This is a genomic window from Devosia sp. Leaf420 (genome assembly GCF_001425445.1).
In the GTDB taxonomy this organism is placed as follows: domain Bacteria; phylum Pseudomonadota; class Alphaproteobacteria; order Rhizobiales; family Devosiaceae; genus Devosia.
In genome coordinates this window covers 486,838-503,456 of record NZ_LMQU01000011.1, presented here as the reverse complement: position 1 = coordinate 503,456, position 16,619 = coordinate 486,838, and the positions used below count along the sequence as shown (strand labels likewise).

Here is a 16,619-nt window from a genome sequence, read left to right as displayed (position 1 = left end):
ACATGGATATCAGCGGCGCAGGTATTATCGGGACCTTCTTCCATGCGCCGACGCGCGAAAAGCTTGAGGTGCTGGAGAATGTGCTGATCCGCGTCGATGACGCGGGCACCATCACCGATATTCACCCGGCCGGGGATTCCATGCGGACCCTCGTCGAGGCCGAGCTTGGCGATCGGCTCTATCGTCTGCCCGATGGCCATTATGGCCTCCCTGGTCTCGTCGACCTCCATATCCACGCCCCGCAATATCCCCAGCTTGGCCTCGCGCTCGATGAGCCGCTCGAAGTCTGGCTGCAGAAATATACGTTCCCGCTCGAAGCCAGATATGCCGATCTCGACTTCGCCCGCGAGCGCTATGCGGTCCTCGTCAGCGATCTCCTCGCCACCGGCACGACGACGGCCCTCTACTTCGCGACCCAGCACGAAGCCGCGACCAAACTCCTCGCCGATATCTGCATCGAAAAAGGCCAGCGCGCCCTTGTCGGCAAGGTGGTGATGGACGATCCCGCCGCCTGTCCCGACTATTATCGCGACGAGAGCGCTGAAACCGCGGTGGCTGAAACCCGCGCCGTCATCGACCATATCAGCAATCACCCCGATAACAGGGCAGGGCGCGTGCTCCCGGTGATCACGCCGCGCTTCATTCCCTCCTGTACCGACGAAGCCCTCGCCGGCCTCGGTGCATTGGCGGAAGAATGCGGCTGTCACGTCCAGACCCATTGCTCGGAAAGCGATTGGGCCCACGGCCATGTGCTCGAGCGCTACGGCAAAACCGACGCGGCTGCCCTCGACGCCTTTGGCCTTCTGACGCGCAAAAGCGTTTTGGCCCATTCCAATTTCCTCACCGACGAGGATATGGACCGCCTCGCCAATCGCGGCGCCGCGGTGGCCCATTGCGCCCTCTCCAACATCTACTTCGCCAATTCCGTCTTCCCGCTTCGGCACGCGCTCGAAAAGGGCGTCCATGTCGGCCTTGGCACCGATATTTCCGGCGGCCCCTCCGCATCGATGTTCGAAGCTGTGCGTACCACCGTCCAATCCTCCCGCATGCTCGCCGAAGGCACCGATCCCTCGCTTCCGGCAAGCGAGCGCGGCCGCCCCAACTCTGCCGTCGATCTCATCACTGCCTTCCATCTCGCCACAGCTGGCGGTGGCATCGCGCTCGATCTTCCCATCGGCCTCATCGCCCCCGGCTACCGCTTCGATGCCCTCGCTATCGACACCACTGCCCATACCGGCGCCATCCGCCTCTTTGGCGAAACCGACCCCAATGCCATCTTCCAAAAACTGATCTATGGGGCCACCCGCCCCAATATCGCGAAAGTGTGGGTCGACGGCCTCGATCGCACCCCTTGATGCCTGGGCCGTCTCATGTCCATGATGGCAAAGGCGATTTGCGGAACGAGTGCCATGGCGACGATGGATTTCAAGGTTGTGACGGCCAGCTACGATGCTGCCGCCCAGCTCCTCTCCTATACGGCGACGGGCCTCCGCGACGGGCTCCATTTCACCGTGTCCTCGCGCGTCAAATGTTTGAAAGATCCATCGACCAAGGAGCGGCTCCACATGGTCGTGCTCCTCGCCCTCACCGATCATTTCAAGCGCCCCAGTCCCTCGGGACACCGCTGGTAGGGCTTGCGCCAAGGCCCGGCTTGGGAATAATCCCAAGCGACAGGTGAGGACCATGGCAGCGCGACAGGACAATTCTGCGACCCGGCTCGACGACGCTGCCCGCGCCGGCTGGCTTTATTATGTCGCGGGCAATACCCAGGAAGAGATCGCGGCCAAGATGGGCATTTCGCGCCAGACGGCGCAGCGCCTCGTCTCGCTCTCGGTCAGCGAGGGCCTCATAAAAGTCCGGCTCGACCATCCCATTGGCCGCTGCCTCGACCTCGCCCAGCGCCTCACCGATCGGTTCGGCCTCGTCCAATGCGAAGTCGTTCCGTCCGATCCGGCCTCGGGGTCGACCACGATCGGAGTCGCCGAAGCGGGCGCCGCCGAGATCGAGCGCTATCTCAAGAGCACCGACCCCATCGTCATGGCCATCGGCACAGGCCGTACGCTCAAAGCCGCGATCGAGCAGCTCCAGCCCATGGATTGCCAGCACCATAAGGTCGTCTCGCTCACCGGCAATATCGCCCCCGATGGCTCCGCGGCCTTCTACAACGTCATTTTCAACGTCGCCGATACGGTCAAGGCCCGCTCCTTCCCCATGCCCTTGCCTGTCATCGCCTCCTCGGCCAAGGAGCGCCAACTGCTCCACACCCAGGCGATGATCGAAGCGACGCTGACCCTTGCCGCACAGGCCCAGATCACTTTTGTCGGCGTCGGCCATCTCGGCCCCGACGCGCCGCTGCTCCTCGATGGTTTCATCACCGAAGCCGAACATGCCGAACTTTTAAAGGCCGGCGCCGTCGGGGAAATCTGCGGCTGGACCTTTGATGCCGCGGGCGAATTGATCGCCGGCCTCACCAATGATCGCGTCGCCTCCGCGCCCATCCCCAAGGGCCCCGTCATCGCCCTCGCCATGGGCCGCAGCAAAGCCGCCTCCATCCGCGCCGCCCTCAAAAGCGGCCTCGCCAATGGCGTCATCACCGACGAAACGACGGCGGCACTTCTCCTCCAGTAAGTGAAAATCCCAAAGAGCAAAAATACCCCGCTTGACACTTTCGCTCAGCTGGTGAACATTTGCTCAAGATGAGAGCAAAAACTCGCTCCGTCCTTGGGAGGATATCAATGAAACTCACACCCCTTTTCGCGGGCGCACTTCTTCTTGCCCTGGCTGGTTCGGCTTCGGCGCAGACCCTGACGATCGCGACGGTGAACAATGGCGACATGATCCGCATGCAGGGTCTTTCGAGCGCCTTCACCGAAGAAACCGGCATCGAACTCAATTGGGTCGTGCTCGAAGAAAATACGCTCCGCCAGAACGTCACCACCGACATTGCCACCAATGGCGGCCAATACGACATCATGACCATCGGCACCTATGAAGCCCCGATCTGGGCCAAGCAGGGCTGGCTGAAGCCACTCGATGCGCTTAGCGCCGATGCCGAATATGACGTCGACGATCTCCTCCCCGCCATCCGCGGTGGCCTCTCGCTCGATGGCAAGCTTTATGCCGCCCCGTTCTACGGCGAGAGCTCCTTCATCATGTATCGCAAGGACCTGATGGAAAAGGCCGGCCTTGAAATGCCGGAAGCTCCCACCTGGGAATTCATCGGCGAAGCCGCCCGCGCCATGACCGATCGCGCCAATGACATCAACGGCATCTGCCTCCGCGGCAAGGCCGGCTGGGGCGAAAACATGGCCTTCCTCACCGCCATGTCCAATTCTTTCGGCGCCCGCTGGTTCGACGAAAACTGGAAGCCCCAGTTCGATCAGCCCGAGTGGAAGAATACGCTCGATACCTATCTCTCGCTGATGGCCGATGCCGGCCCGGCCGGTGCGTCCTCCAACGGTTTCAATGAAAACCTGACGCTCTTCCAGCAGGGCAAGTGCGGCATGTGGATCGACGCCACCGTCGCCGCGTCCTTCGTCACCAATCCGACCGACTCGACCGTTGCCGATCAGGTCGGTTTCGCCCAGGCGCCGGACAATGGCCTTGGTAAGCGCGGCAACTGGCTCTGGGCCTGGTCCCTCGCCATTCCCGCCTCCTCGCAGAATGCGGAAGCTGCCGAGAAATTCATCAATTGGGCGACCGACAAGGACTATCTCGCGCTCGTCGCTGAAAAGGACGGCTGGGCCAACGTGCCTCCGGGCACGCGTACCTCGCTTTATGAAAATGCCGACTATCAGGCCGCTGCGCCATTCGCGGCGATGACTCTGGCCTCGATCAATTCGGCCGATCCGACCAACCCGACGGTCAAGCCCGTGCCCTATACCGGCGTCCAGTTCGTCGCGATTCCGGAATTTGCAGGCATCGGCACCAATGTCGGCCAACTCTTCTCCGCCGCTCTCGCCGGCCAGATGAGCGCCGACGACGCCCTGGCCCAGGCTCAGGAAGCGACCACCCGCGACATGACCCGCGCTGGTTACATCAAGTAGAATCTTCCCGACTGCCGCCTGGCCGATCGATCCCCTCTTTTGGCCGGGCGGGTTTCTCTCCACCCACTGCGTCATTCCCGCGAAAGCGGGAATCTCGGGAGCGGGGCACGCTGAAGAAGGGATTCCCGCATTCGCGGGAATGACGCCGCGATACTTGCAAGGGCTGGATCGCGCCGGGAGAAAGTCACAAAAGAATGGCCACCAAACAAACCCGCGCCTTGGCGCGCACCATGATGGCGCCGGCCGTTATCGTGCTCTTCATCTGGATGATCGTGCCACTGGTCATGACCCTGTGGTTCTCGTTCCAGAACTATAGCCTCATCAATCCGATGATGACGGGCTTCGCCGGCTGGGCCAATTACGTCTATGTCATCGGCGACCCCAGCTTCACCCAGTCCCTGATCAACACGCTCCTCCTCGTCGGCGGCGTGCTCCTGATCACCGTTATCGGCGGCACTTTTCTCGCGCTGCTGCTCGATCAGCCGATCTGGGGGCAGGGGATTTTACGCATCATCGTCATCTCCCCCTTTTTCGTCATGCCGCCGGTTGCCGCGCTGATCTGGAAAAACGGCTTCATGCATCCGGGCTACGGCATGCTCGGGCATCTCTGGAAATTCTTCGGCCTGCAGCCGGTCGATTGGTTCAACCAATATCCGCTGTTTTCGGTCATCGTCATCGTCGCCTGGCAGTGGCTGCCTTTTGCGACGCTGATCCTCCTCACCGCCCTGCAGTCGCTCTCGGAAGAACAGCGGGAAGCCTCCGAAATGGATGGCGCCAACGCCGTCAATCGCTTCCGCTACATCATCCTGCCGCACATGGCTCGAGCAATCACCATCGTCATCCTGATCCAGACGATCTTCCTTCTGGGCATTTTTGCCGAAATCCGCGTCACCACCGGTGGCGGCCCCGGCTATGCCTCCACCAATATCGCCTTCCTCGTCTTCCGCACCGGTATTCTCAGCAATGACATCGGCGCCGGTTCCGCCGGCGGCGTCGTCGCCGTCATCATCGCCAACGTGGTCGCCATCTTCCTGATGCGCGCCGTTGGCAAAAACCTCGACGCTTAGGGAGAACGAAAATATGGCCCGCCGCGTCTCCGTTCAAACCCGCATCGGCTTCACCGTCCTCGCCTGGGTGATCGCGCTTCTGCTGTTCTCGCCCATCCTCTGGACGCTCCTAACCGCCTTCAAGACAGAAGCCGAAGCCATCGCCTCCCGGCCGACGTTCTTCCCGCAAAACTTCACGCTCGAAAATTTCGGGGCCGTGCAGGAGCGGTCGGACTATTTCAAGCACGCGATCAATTCAATCCTCGTGTCCTTCGGCTCGACCATTTTGGGCCTCATCATCGGTATTCCCGCTGCCTGGTCCATGGCTTTCGCGCCATCCAAGCGCACCAAGGACATCCTGATGTGGATGCTTTCCACCAAGATGATGCCCGCCGTCGGCGTCTTGATCCCGATCTACCTGATTTTTCGCGATCTAAGGCTGCTCGACACGGTCCATGGCCTCACTCTGATCATGACGCTGATCAACCTGCCGATCATCATCTGGATGCTCTACACCTACTTCAAGGAAATCCCGGTCGACATCCTCGAGGCTGCCCGCATGGATGGCGCCGAACTCTGGAACGAGATCACCCACGTCCTTGTCCCCATGGCCGTCCCCGGCATCGCCTCGACGCTGCTGCTCAACGTCATCCTCGCCTGGAACGAAGCCTTCTGGACCATCACGCTGACCTCGGGCCGGGCAGGGACGCTCACCGCCTTCATCTCCTCCTTTTCCTCGCCGCAAGGCCTCTTCCTCGCCAAACTCTCCGCCGCCTCGCTCCTCGCCATTGCCCCAATCCTGCTCGTCGGCTGGTTCAGCCAGAAACAGCTGGTGCGTGGCCTGACGTTTGGCGCAGTGAAGTAAAGGACTGAAAAAAATGGGTTCCATCACCCTCGAACACGTCAACAAGTCCTTCGGCGAAGTCGAGATCATTCCCGATATCTCGCTCGATATCGAGGATGGCGAATTCGTCGTCTTTGTCGGTCCTTCGGGCTGCGGCAAGTCGACTTTGCTGCGTCTGATCGCCGGCCTTGAAGACACCACCTCGGGCAAAATCCTCCTCGACGGCCAGGACGTCACCGACGCGCCGCCCGCGCGCCGGGGCCTCGCCATGGTGTTCCAGTCCTATGCGCTCTATCCGCATATGAGCGTGCGCGACAACATCGCCTTTCCGCTCAAGATGGCGAAAATGCCCCAGGCCGAGATCGACAAGAAAGTCGACTACGCCGCGCGTACCCTCAACCTCGGCTCTTATCTCGACCGTCGCCCGCGGGCCCTCTCCGGCGGTCAGCGCCAGCGCGTCGCCATTGGCCGCGCCATCGTCCGCGAGCCCAAGGCCTTCCTCTTCGACGAACCCTTGTCGAACCTCGACGCGGCCCTTCGCGTCAACATGCGCCTCGAAATCACCGAACTGCACCAGCAGCTCAAGACCACGATGATTTACGTGACCCACGACCAGGTCGAAGCCATGACCATGGCCGACCGGATCGTGGTGCTCAATGCCGGCAATGTCGAACAGTTCGGCTCACCGCTCGACCTCTACAAGAAGCCTGCCAATCGCTTTGTCGCCGGCTTCATCGGCTCGCCGAAAATGAACTTCGTGGACGGCCCGGAAGCCGCCAAGCACAATGCCCATTCCATCGGCGTGCGCCCCGAACATTTCAAACTCTCGACCACAGAAGGCGCCTGGAAAGGCACGGTCGGCGTTGCCGAACAGCTCGGCTCCGACACCTTCCTTCACGTCCAGACCGACGGCCTCGGCCTCATGACCATCCGCACCGACGGCGACCAGACTTTTAGCCACGGTGACGTAGTCTATCTGACACCCGACCCAACCCGCATCTATAAATTCGACGCTGCGGGCAAGGCCTTATAAGCCTGCCACACAAACAGCGTCATTCCCGCGAAAGCGGGAATCCCTCGTTGCAAACAGGAGAGAGATTCCCGCTTTCGCGGGAATGACGCCGGGGCAGGGCCGGATGTGAAGAATAGGACGACCAGAATGACCAAACTTGCCGCCGCCACCCTGCCGAGCCTCACCACCGCCGCGGTCCCCGGCTACACCCGCGCCGACCTAACCCCCGGCATCGTCCATTTCGGCGTCGGCAATTTCCATCGCGCCCACCAGGCCGTCTATCTCGACGCGCTCTTCAATATCGGCGAGGGCCACGATTGGGCGCTGATCGGCGCTGGCGTCCGCGACACCGACGAGGCCATGCGCCAAAAGCTCATGGGCCAGGATTGGCTAACGACCGTCGTCGAGCAGGAAGCTGACTCCAGCTCCGCCCATGTCACCGGCGCCATGGTGGATTACCTCAAGCCCGGCGATAGCGCGGCCGTCATCTCAAAACTCGCCGACCCCGCCATCCGTATCGTGTCGCTGACCATCACCGAGGGCGGCTACTATATCGATCCGGCATCGCAAAAATTCGATCCGACCCATCCCGACATCGCCTATGACGCCGCCCATTTCGACGCACCCAAAACTGCCTTCGGCCTGATCCTCGCCGGCCTCGTCGCGCGGAAAAACGCCGGTCTGCAGCCGTTCACCGTCATGAGCTGCGACAACATCCCCGGCAATGGCCACGTCACTGAAAACGCCGTCGCAGGCCTCGCTGCCCTGATCGATCCCGCGCTCGCCAACTGGGTCAAATCATCCGTCGCCTTCCCCAATGGCATGGTCGATCGCATCACCCCCGCGACCTCCGACCGCGAGAAAAAGCTCCTTGCCGACAATTTTGGGATCGAGGACGCCTGGCCCGTCTTCTGCGAAAATTTCAAGCAATGGGTGCTCGAAGATAATTTCCCGGCCGGCCGCCCGGCGCTCGAAAAGGTCGGCGTTCAGTTCGTCCCCGATGTCGCGCCCTATGAGCACATGAAGATCCGCATCCTCAATGGCGGCCACGCAACCATCGCTTATCCGGCCGGCTTGATGGACATCCACTTCGTCCACGAGGCGATGGAGCATCCGCTGGTCGCCGCGTTCCTTAAAAAGGTCGAGACCGAAGAGATCATCCCGGTCGTGCCGCCGGTGCCCGATACCGATCTCAACGACTATTTCGCGCTCTGCGAAAAACGCTTCGCCAATCCCAAGATCGGCGACACGATCCGCCGCCTCGCGCTCGATGGCTCCAATCGACAACCGAAGTTTATCATTCCGACCGCCTTGGATAGGGTCAACGCTAACGGAATGGTAACAGGCCTTGCCCTGGTGAGCGCACTTTGGTGCCGTTATTGCTACGGCACGACCGACAGCGGCACGGTCATCGAACCCAACGATCCAAGCTGGGATCGCCTCACCGGACAGGCCAAGAAAGCCAAGGATAATCCCGAAGCCTGGCTCGAGATGGCTGACATCTATGGCAACCTCGCGAAGGCCCCAAGCTTCATCGCGGCTTTCACCAAGTCGTTGAATTCATTGTGGTCTATCGGCACAAAGGCAACGCTCGAAGCCTATCTCGCCGACCGCCTCTAGCCCCGCCCGCTGCCTTCCGCTAAGCTCCGCCCGGGACGGAGAAGCGAGGGCAGCGTGGGGCAAGACCTCCTGGTGGGAGTGGACGTAGGCACCGGCAGCGCCCGTGCCGGAGTTTTCACAGTCGACGGTAAACTGCTGGGCCGTCACGAAAATCCGATCCTGATGCGGCGCAGCGACGCCAACTTTGCCGAGCACGACAGCGAAGACATCTGGACCGCCGTCTGCCTCGCCGTCCGCGCCGCCCTCACCCAAGCCAAGGCCGATCCCGCCGATGTCGTCGGCATCGGTTTTGATGCCACCTGTTCCCTCGTTGTCCGCGACGCCGCAGGCGCACCGGTCACTGTCTCCAAAGATGGAGAAGATCGTTGGGATACAATAGTTTGGCTCGATCATCGCGCCCTCGAAGAAGCCGATGAATGCACGCGAACCGGCCATGAAGTCCTCCATTATGCCGGCGGCGTCATGTCCCCGGAAATGGAAGTGCCAAAGCTCATATGGCTCAAGCGCCACTTGCCTAAAAGCTGGGCCCGCGCAGGCCATATGTTTGATTTGGCTGACTTTTTATCCTGGAAAGCCACGGGTTCGCTGGCGCGCTCGCAATCGACCCTGACCTGCAAATGGACCTATCTCGGCCACCAGAAGCCAAGCTGGCGTCGAGACTTTCTGCAGCTCGTCGGCCTCAACGATCTCATTGAAAAAGCTGCACTTCCTGACGCCGCGAGCCCCGTCGGCGATGACCTCGGCTCCCTCACGGAAGCCGCCGCCGCCCAACTCGGCCTCACCCAAAATTGCCGCGTCGGTGCCGGCCTCATCGACGCTCATGCCGGCGCTCTCGGCGTCCTCGGCGCCTTCACGTCCGACGTGGAAACCATAGACCGCCACCTTGCCCTCATCGCAGGAACATCGAGCTGTGTCATGGCTTTATCGGCCGAAGACCGTCCGACCACAGGGGTTTGGGGACCCTATTTCGGCGCCGTCCTGCCCGGCGTCTGGCTCAACGAAGGCGGCCAATCCGCCACTGGCGCGCTGCTCGACCACATCATCCGCTGGCATGGGGCAGGGGGTGAGCCGACCCGCGAAAGACACCTCGCCATTTGCCGTCGCGTCATGGAATTGCGCGAAACCGAAGGCCTCGCCCTCGCTAACCGCTTGCACGTGCTGCCAGATTTCCACGGCAACCGCTCGCCGCTAGGCGACCCCTTCGCCCTCGGCGTCATCTCCGGCCTTACTCTCGACAGCGATTTCGACAGCCTTTGCCGCCTCTATTGGCGCACCTGCGTTTCCATCGCTCTCGGTGTCCGCCACATCCTCGAAACCCTCAACACCCGCGGCTATGCCATCGACACGCTACACATCACCGGCGGGCACACAAAAAATCCATTGCTCATGGAGCTTTATGCCGACGCGACGGGCTGCGCCGTGGTCGAACCCTCAACGCCCGACGCAACGCTTCTCGGCATGGCCATGGTCGCTGCCAATGCCGCGGGGCTTTATCCGAGCCTTGATCAGGCGTGTCTAGCCATGCAGCAGAGCGGCACCTCGCGGGCACCCAATCCGGCAGCCCGGTCGCAATTCGACAGGGACTACCGGATATTCCTCGAAATGTTGAGGCAGCGCCAAGCTATTGACGCGATGGAATAATCAGGCGCGACGAACGCGCGTGAATTTTACGGGCTGCTTCTTGTATTCATTGCCGGCGCCGGTTTCGGCCTCGGCAAAAATCTTCATCACTGTATCGCGGCCATCGACCACCTGACCAAAGGCGGCAAAGCCCTGGCCATCGGGATTGCGGCGTCCGCCGAAATCGAGTTCGGGCTGATCGCCGATGCAGATGAAGAACTCCGAAGCCGCGGAACCGACGGCAAACCGGGCCATCGAAACGGTCATATCCCTATGGGCAAGGCCGGTCATTTCAGTGGTTTCATGGGCGATCGGCGGAAAGGGCGCCGGCCGGTCGTCGGTCGTGTGATAACCCCACTGCACGACTTCGATCTTGTGCACCGATTGCGGGTTCTGGTTTTCGTAGTTGACGATGCGATAGGCCTCGGCATCGTTGAGCAGGCCGTCATCGACATAGCGCAGAAAATTGGCCGCCGTAACGGGGGCCTTGGCGTCGTCGACGGCAATGGTGAAGCTGCCAAGCGCAGTTTCGAGCAGAACTGAAATGGTCACGTCTTTAATCCGATAAAAGAGAAGCTCCCGCCGGTGGTCCGGCGGGAGGCATTGATTTTATTCAGCGATTTCAACGTCGCGGAAGTAGGGGACGTTGAGCGGCGAGCGCCAGAAGCCGGTCACCTTGGGGCTCATCATCATATAGTTGTAGCGGTGATATTGGGGCAGGATGACGTGGTCATTCATCAAAATGGCCTCGGCCTTGCGCATGTCGTCGCGCGATTCCGCTTCATCGCCCGTCGCCTTGGCCGCTTCAATTGCTGCGTCGTAATCCGGGTTGGACCAATTGGCGAGATTGTTGGCGCTGCCGGTGACGAAGTTGTCGAGGAAGGTCATTGGGTGCGGGTAGTCAGCGCCCCAGCCCATCTGCGCGATCTGGTACTCGACCTTCTGCACTTCGGGATAGAAGACCTGCCATTCGGTCGCCTGGATCTCGACGTCGATATTGAGATTTTCCTTCCACATCTGCTGGATGGCTTCGAGCAGCTTTTCGATCGGCGGAGAGGAATAGGTGACGTAAAGCGTCTTGGGAAAACCTTCGCCATTGGGGAAGCCGGCTTCGGCCAATTCGGCCTTGGCGCCTTCGACATCGGCGGTTTCCGAGAGACCAAAATTATCCCGGCCTTCGGTGAAATCTTCGCCGGCAAGGCTCATGCCGGGAGGCACGAGGCCGAGGGCTGGGGTGTCAGCCGATTGCAGCACGAACTCGATGATTTCGGAGCGGTCGATCGCCATCGAGAGCGCTTTGCGCACATGGATATTGTCGAGCGGCGCCTGATGCGGATTGAAGAACGCATAGGTGGTGCCAAGAGCGGGAACGATGAGGAAGGCATCAGACTCAACCGATAGGCGCGGAATTTCAGGCGCCGGGACGGCTTCGATGCCGTCGACATCGCCGGCTTCGAAAGCGGCGAGTGCGGTTGCCGGATCAGGGATCAGGCGGAAGGTCAGCTTGTCGAGGCTGACCGCGTCGGCGTCATAATAGTTCGGGTTCTTTTCGAAGACGACGGACTCGCCCTGATTGAACGCGGTGACGCGGAAGGGGCCGGTGCCGATAAAGGTCGCGGGATTGCGCGTCCAGCCTTCGGGATCGGCGGAGACGACATCTTCGCGGACAGGATAGAAGGTTGGGTAGTTAAGAAGCTGCAGCATATAGGGCACGCGCTGCTTGAGCGTGAAGGTCAGCGTCTTATCGTCGGGAGCCGAGATCGCAATCGCGCTGGCATCGCCCCCGCCATAGGCTTCTTCGGCGCCGACGATGTGGTAGAGCATCTGTGAATTCATGGCGCCCGATTTGGGATCGAGCACGCGCTTCCAGGCATAGACGAAGTCCGATGCCTTGACCGGCTCGCCATCGGACCACTTTGCATCGCGCAGGTGGAATGTGTAGGTGAGACCGTCTTCCGAAACATCCCAGCTTTCAGCCAATGCCGGCACGACCTCGCCCTCGGGGCTCAGGCGCACGAGGCCTTCGAAGGTGTTGCCGATGATCGGGGCAGCAAAAGTTTCGGCGGTGGTGCCGGGGTCGTATTTGGCGCTTTCATTGTTGACCACATAGGTCAATTCGCCGGCAGCAAAGGCCGACCCGGCCGAGGCCAGCAGCATTGCCGTTATGAGCGGCAGTACGCGTTTCATCATTGCGTTCTCTCCTTTGTCGGGGATGTTACCCCGTTTGCTTGTTGCGCCAGTTCCCCGGCGAAGTGGCAGGCGGCCAGATGCCCGCCGCCAATATCGGTAAGCTGCGGCTCGACTCGCGCGCAAAGCTCGGTGGCGAGCGGGCAGCGGGTGCGGAAGCGACAGCCGGATGGGATGTCGATCGGGCTCGGGATTTCGCCCTGCATCGGCTCGACCGCTCGCGCCGCTTCCGGGTCCGGCACCGGAATGGCCGAGAGCAGGGCGCGGGTATAGGGGTGCGAGGGGCGGTGATAGAGATCGGCAGAGGTCGCGAGCTCGACAATTTTGCCCAAATACATCACCCCGATCCGATCCGAAATATGCCGGACCATGGACAGATCATGGGTGATGAAGAGATAGGTCAGCCCGAGATCAGCCTGCAGGTCTTCGAGCATATTGACGACCTGGGCCTGCACCGAGACGTCGAGCGCGGAAATGGGTTCGTCGCAGATGACGAGATCGGGCTCAAGCGCGATGGCGCGGGCGATGCCGATGCGCTGGCGCTGGCCGCCGGAAAATTCATGGGCGAAGCGCTGGGCGGAATCGCTTGGGAGACCGACGCGGTCGAGGAGGCTCGCGACTTTCTTGCGGCGTTCAGCCGCCGTGCCGATGCCGGCGATTTCGAGGGGTTCGGCAATCAGATCACCGACGCTCATGCGCGGATTGAGCGAGGCATAGGGATCCTGAAAGATCATCTGCACGCGGCGGCGGAAGCTGGATAGCTGACGTTCGGGCGCTTTGACGACCTCCTGCCCATCGAACAGGATGCTGCCTGAGGTCGGCTCGTGGAGGCGAATGACGGTGCGAGCTAGCGTCGATTTTCCGCAGCCGGATTCGCCGACGAGGCCAAGTGTCTCGCCTTTCATCAGGTCGAGATCGACACCATCGACGGCGCGGAGCACGGGCTTTGCCGCGAAGGGGGCAGTCGGCAGATGAAAGTGCTTGTGGAGGTCGCGCAGTTGAAGAAGGGGTTGTCTCATGCCGCCACCTCGTGAATGGCGTCGACCTTGGGCGCATCGGGGTGTTGCAGCCAGCAGCGCGATTGGTGCGCCGCGCCGAAGAGCGGCGGCAGCGCGGCCATGCATTGCGCCATGGCGTGCGGGCAGCGCGGGGTGAAGGGGCAGCCGGGCGGGGGCGAGAGCATATTGGGCGGCGAGCCGGGGATCGGTGTCAGTCGCTTATGCGTGTCGTCACGGAGGTCCGGCACCGCGCCCAGAAGGCCGACTGTATAGGGATGCGCAGGGCGGGCGAAGAGGTCACGCACCGGGGCGGTTTCCATGACGAGGCCGCCATAGAGGACCAGCACGCGGTCGGTGACTTCGGCAATGACGCCGAGGTCATGGGTGATCAGGATCACCGACATGCCGAGGCGCCGTTGCAGGTCCTTCAGCAGAGCAAGGATCTGGCGCTGGATGGTGACGTCGAGGGCTGTGGTCGGTTCGTCGGCGATCAGCAGTTTTGGATCGCAGGCGAGAGCAATGGCGATCATGACACGCTGGCGCATGCCGCCCGAAAATTCGTGCGGATAGGAGTTGAGGCGCTTGGCGGCAGAGGGGATGCGGACGAGCTCGAACAGTTCGATGGCGCGCGCGCGTGCTTCGGCGGCGCTGGCCTTGCGATGCCGCCGCACCGCTTCCATGACCTGATCGCCCACGGTGAGCGTGGGATTGAGCGAGGTCATGGGGTCCTGGAAAATGACGCCGATGCGATTGCCGCGGAGGTCGGACAGGGCGTCTTCGTCGAGCGATAGAATGTCCGTGCCTTCGAAGGTCGCCGAGCCGGATTTGATCCGGCCGCCAGCTTTCAAGAGGCGGAGTACCGACATGCAGGTGATCGATTTGCCTGAGCCGCTTTCGCCCACGAGGCCGAGGATTTCGCCTTGTCGCACATCGAAGCTCACGCCGCGGACGGCCTGGACTTCGCCGCGTCGGGTGAAGAACGAGGTTGCGAGATCTCTGACGGAAAGAATGGGGGCGCTCATCGGCTGAGCCTCGGATCAAGCGCATCGCGGAGGCCATCGCCGAGGAAATTGAAGGCGAACATGGTCAGGGAAATCGCGGCAGCCGGGAAGAACAATTGGTGCGGATAGGCACGGAGCGTCTCGACGGCTTCGGACGTCAGCGAACCCCAACTCGCGAGCGGTGGCGTCACGCCGAGGCCGATAAAGCTCATGAAACTCTCGATGAAGATGGCCGAGGGGATGAGCATGGTCAGGGTGACGATGATCGGCCCGATGGAATTGGGCAAGAGGTGCCGCGTCAGGATGCGGGCCGGGGATGCACCCATGGTGCGCGCCGCCGCGACATAATCCTGGCTCTTGAGGCCGAGGATCTGCCCGCGCACGATGCGCGCCATATCGACCCAGAAGACCGAGCCGATGGCGATGATGATCGAGACGAGACCAGAGTCGAACACCACCATCAGCAGCACGACATAAAGCGTCAACGGAATGGTCGAGATGATCTCGACGATCCTCATCATCACGGCATCGACCTTGCCGCCCATATATCCGGCAATGCCGCCATAAAAGACGCCGATGAAGAAGTTCACGAGGGTCGCGACGAAGGCTACGGTGAGGGAAATCTGCGCGCCATAGAGCTGGCGCACCAAGATATCGCGGCCGAGCTGGTCTGTGCCGAAAAGATAAGTCTTGTTCCAGGCCCAGCCGGTGGGGCGGACTTCCGAGCCGTCTTCGAGCACGAGCCGGGCGGGCAGTTTTGAATAATCGAGCGTCAGGGTCTGATCGCCGAATTCGTACGGCTGGCTCTTCTTGATGATGTCTTTGCGCCCACCCCTCAAAAGGCCGAGCATGTTCCCCTCGGCGTCGACCTCGTACAGGTTGAAGTTCGACGCATTGAGGAAGAAGCGCGTCGTTTCGCCTGCACCGTCGGTCACCGCATAGGTTTCGAAGAAGGGCGGGATATTGGCGAGCTTCAGGTCCTGCTTGTAATAGGTGTGGGGCGAGAGATAGGGCCCGAAGAAGGCCGCGATCACGAGCAGCACGATGAAGACAATGCTGACGACGGCGGGCTTATTGGCCCAGAGGCGGCGGCGTACTTCCTGGCCATAGGTCGGGGCGGGCGGTGGAACAGGCGTCGCCTTTTCGTCGGCCGGGAGCTTGGCCCACATTTCCGGAGATATGTCGGTCATGCGGTTGCCTTGGTCAGTTTGATGCGCGGGTCGAGCCACACATAGAGAAGATCGACGATCAGGATCATTAGCATCAGCACGGCGGCATAGAAGATCGTGATGCCCATGATGGCGGTGTAGTCGCGATTGGTGATCGAGAGCACGAACTGCCGCCCGATGCCGGGCAAAGCGAAGATCTGTTCGATGACGAAGGAGCCGGTGATCAGGTTGGCAACGACCGGACCCAGTACGGTCACGACGGGCAGAAGCGAATTGCGGAGGCCATGCTTGATGAGGATTTGCCCCTTGCGCAGCCCCTTGGCGCGGGCCGTGGTCATATAATCTTGATCGAGCGTTTCGAGCAGCGACGAGCGCGTCAGGCGGGATACGAAGGAAATCCAGAAGCCAGAGAGGGCAAAAACCGGCAGGAAATAACCGCGCCAATCATCGAGGCCGAAGGTGGGCACCCAGCCGAGGCGCAGGGCGAAGACGTAAATCGAGACTGTCGCGATGACATAGCTCGGGATGGCGACGCCGAGCGTTGCGATAAACATCACCGTCGTATCCGGCCAGCGATTGCGGTTGAGCGCCGCGATGACGCCGAGCGGCACGCCAAGCGCGACGACGCAGATGACCGCCAGGAGCCCGGTCTGCAACGTGACGGGCAGGCCGGCGGCGATCATGGAATTGATCGAGACGCCGGGATATTTGAAAGACGGGCCGAGGTCGAAGGTTAGGATGCGGCCGAGGTAATTGAGATACTGCTCCCAGATCGGCAGGTTGAGCCCATATTTGGCATTAAGCGCCGCCGCGATTTCGGGCGCGAGCATGCGTTCGGACACGAATGGCCCCCCGGGTACCGCATGCATGAGAAAGAAAGTCAGGGTGACGATCGCCCAGAGGGTGACGAGCATCATGCCCAGGCGATTGAGAATATAGGTGAGCATAAACGACGCCGCTCTGGAAAGCGGTGCTGTAGGACGCCGCAGACTCGAAACATGGTTCTATTGCAGCACCATTGAGCCCCGAATTCAATATCTCAAACAGGCGGCCCATCGCCTCGTTGCGCGCGCCGC

15 protein-coding genes are annotated in these 16,619 nt (G+C 61.4%); 9 read left to right on the top strand and 6 right to left on the bottom strand.

Annotated elements, in window-relative coordinates:
* Window positions 1–2: 2 nt before the first annotated feature.
* From guaD to ASG47_RS13220, 9 genes are all read left to right on the top strand, one after another.
* Window positions 3–1,355 carry a guanine deaminase gene (guaD, locus tag ASG47_RS13260; protein ID WP_061909724.1) on the top strand — a complete coding sequence of 451 codons (1,353 nt, stop codon included), beginning with the start codon at window positions 3–5 and terminating at the stop codon, window positions 1,353–1,355.
* A gap of 15 nt (window positions 1,356–1,370) precedes the next feature.
* Window positions 1,371–1,631, top strand: a complete 261-nt coding sequence (locus tag ASG47_RS13255) for a hypothetical protein (RefSeq protein ID WP_156464097.1) — start codon at window positions 1,371–1,373, stop codon at window positions 1,629–1,631.
* A 52-nt stretch (window positions 1,632–1,683) separates the two neighbouring features.
* Window positions 1,684–2,628, top strand: coding sequence for a sugar-binding transcriptional regulator (locus ASG47_RS13250; RefSeq protein ID WP_061909722.1), 945 nt, complete (start codon window positions 1,684–1,686; stop codon window positions 2,626–2,628).
* Window positions 2,629–2,735: 107 nt separating this feature from the next.
* A complete protein-coding gene (locus ASG47_RS13245; RefSeq protein ID WP_061909720.1) occupies window positions 2,736–4,046 on the top strand; it encodes an ABC transporter substrate-binding protein in 1,311 nt (436 codons plus the stop codon).
* Between the two features lie 194 nt (window positions 4,047–4,240).
* On the top strand, window positions 4,241–5,113 hold the full coding sequence (locus ASG47_RS13240; RefSeq protein ID WP_061909718.1) for a carbohydrate ABC transporter permease: 873 nt from the start codon (window positions 4,241–4,243) through the stop codon (window positions 5,111–5,113).
* Window positions 5,114–5,126: 13 nt separating this feature from the next.
* Window positions 5,127–5,957, top strand: coding sequence for a carbohydrate ABC transporter permease (locus tag ASG47_RS13235; RefSeq protein WP_061909716.1), 831 nt, complete (start codon window positions 5,127–5,129; stop codon window positions 5,955–5,957).
* A 13-nt stretch (window positions 5,958–5,970) separates the two neighbouring features.
* Complete coding sequence (locus ASG47_RS13230; protein WP_061909714.1) at window positions 5,971–6,969, top strand: ABC transporter ATP-binding protein; 999 nt, start codon at window positions 5,971–5,973, stop codon at window positions 6,967–6,969.
* A 126-nt stretch (window positions 6,970–7,095) separates the two neighbouring features.
* Entirely contained in the window at window positions 7,096–8,568 is a 1,473-nt protein-coding gene (locus ASG47_RS13225) for a mannitol dehydrogenase family protein (protein WP_061909711.1), read from the top strand.
* 72 nt (window positions 8,569–8,640) lie between these two features.
* Complete coding sequence (locus ASG47_RS13220) at window positions 8,641–10,209, top strand: FGGY-family carbohydrate kinase (protein WP_244487095.1); 1,569 nt, start codon at window positions 8,641–8,643, stop codon at window positions 10,207–10,209.
* Here ASG47_RS13220 and ASG47_RS13215 read toward each other — a convergent pair whose 3' ends face one another.
* The 6 genes from ASG47_RS13215 to ASG47_RS13190 are packed head-to-tail and all read right to left on the bottom strand — an operon-like array spanning window position 10,210 to window position 16,490.
* The gene (locus ASG47_RS13215; protein ID WP_156464096.1) at window positions 10,210–10,740 is read right to left on the bottom strand and encodes a peptidylprolyl isomerase; all 531 of its coding nucleotides are present in this window, start codon (window positions 10,738–10,740) and stop codon (window positions 10,210–10,212) included.
* A gap of 57 nt (window positions 10,741–10,797) precedes the next feature.
* Window positions 10,798–12,378, bottom strand: coding sequence for a peptide ABC transporter substrate-binding protein (locus tag ASG47_RS13210; protein WP_061909705.1), 1,581 nt, complete (start codon window positions 12,376–12,378; stop codon window positions 10,798–10,800).
* Complete coding sequence (locus ASG47_RS13205; protein ID WP_061909704.1) at window positions 12,375–13,394, bottom strand: ABC transporter ATP-binding protein; 1,020 nt, start codon at window positions 13,392–13,394, stop codon at window positions 12,375–12,377. The genes ASG47_RS13210 and ASG47_RS13205 overlap by 4 nt, the downstream gene beginning before the upstream one ends.
* A complete protein-coding gene (locus tag ASG47_RS13200; RefSeq protein WP_061909703.1) occupies window positions 13,391–14,395 on the bottom strand; it encodes an ABC transporter ATP-binding protein in 1,005 nt (334 codons plus the stop codon). The genes ASG47_RS13205 and ASG47_RS13200 overlap by 4 nt, the downstream gene beginning before the upstream one ends.
* The gene (locus ASG47_RS13195) at window positions 14,392–15,564 is read right to left on the bottom strand and encodes an ABC transporter permease (RefSeq protein WP_061909702.1); all 1,173 of its coding nucleotides are present in this window, start codon (window positions 15,562–15,564) and stop codon (window positions 14,392–14,394) included. Before ASG47_RS13195 ends, ASG47_RS13200 begins: the two co-directional genes overlap by 4 nt.
* The gene (locus tag ASG47_RS13190) at window positions 15,561–16,490 is read right to left on the bottom strand and encodes an ABC transporter permease (RefSeq protein WP_061909701.1); all 930 of its coding nucleotides are present in this window, start codon (window positions 16,488–16,490) and stop codon (window positions 15,561–15,563) included. Before ASG47_RS13190 ends, ASG47_RS13195 begins: the two co-directional genes overlap by 4 nt.
* Between the last annotated feature and the right edge of the window lie 129 nt (window positions 16,491–16,619).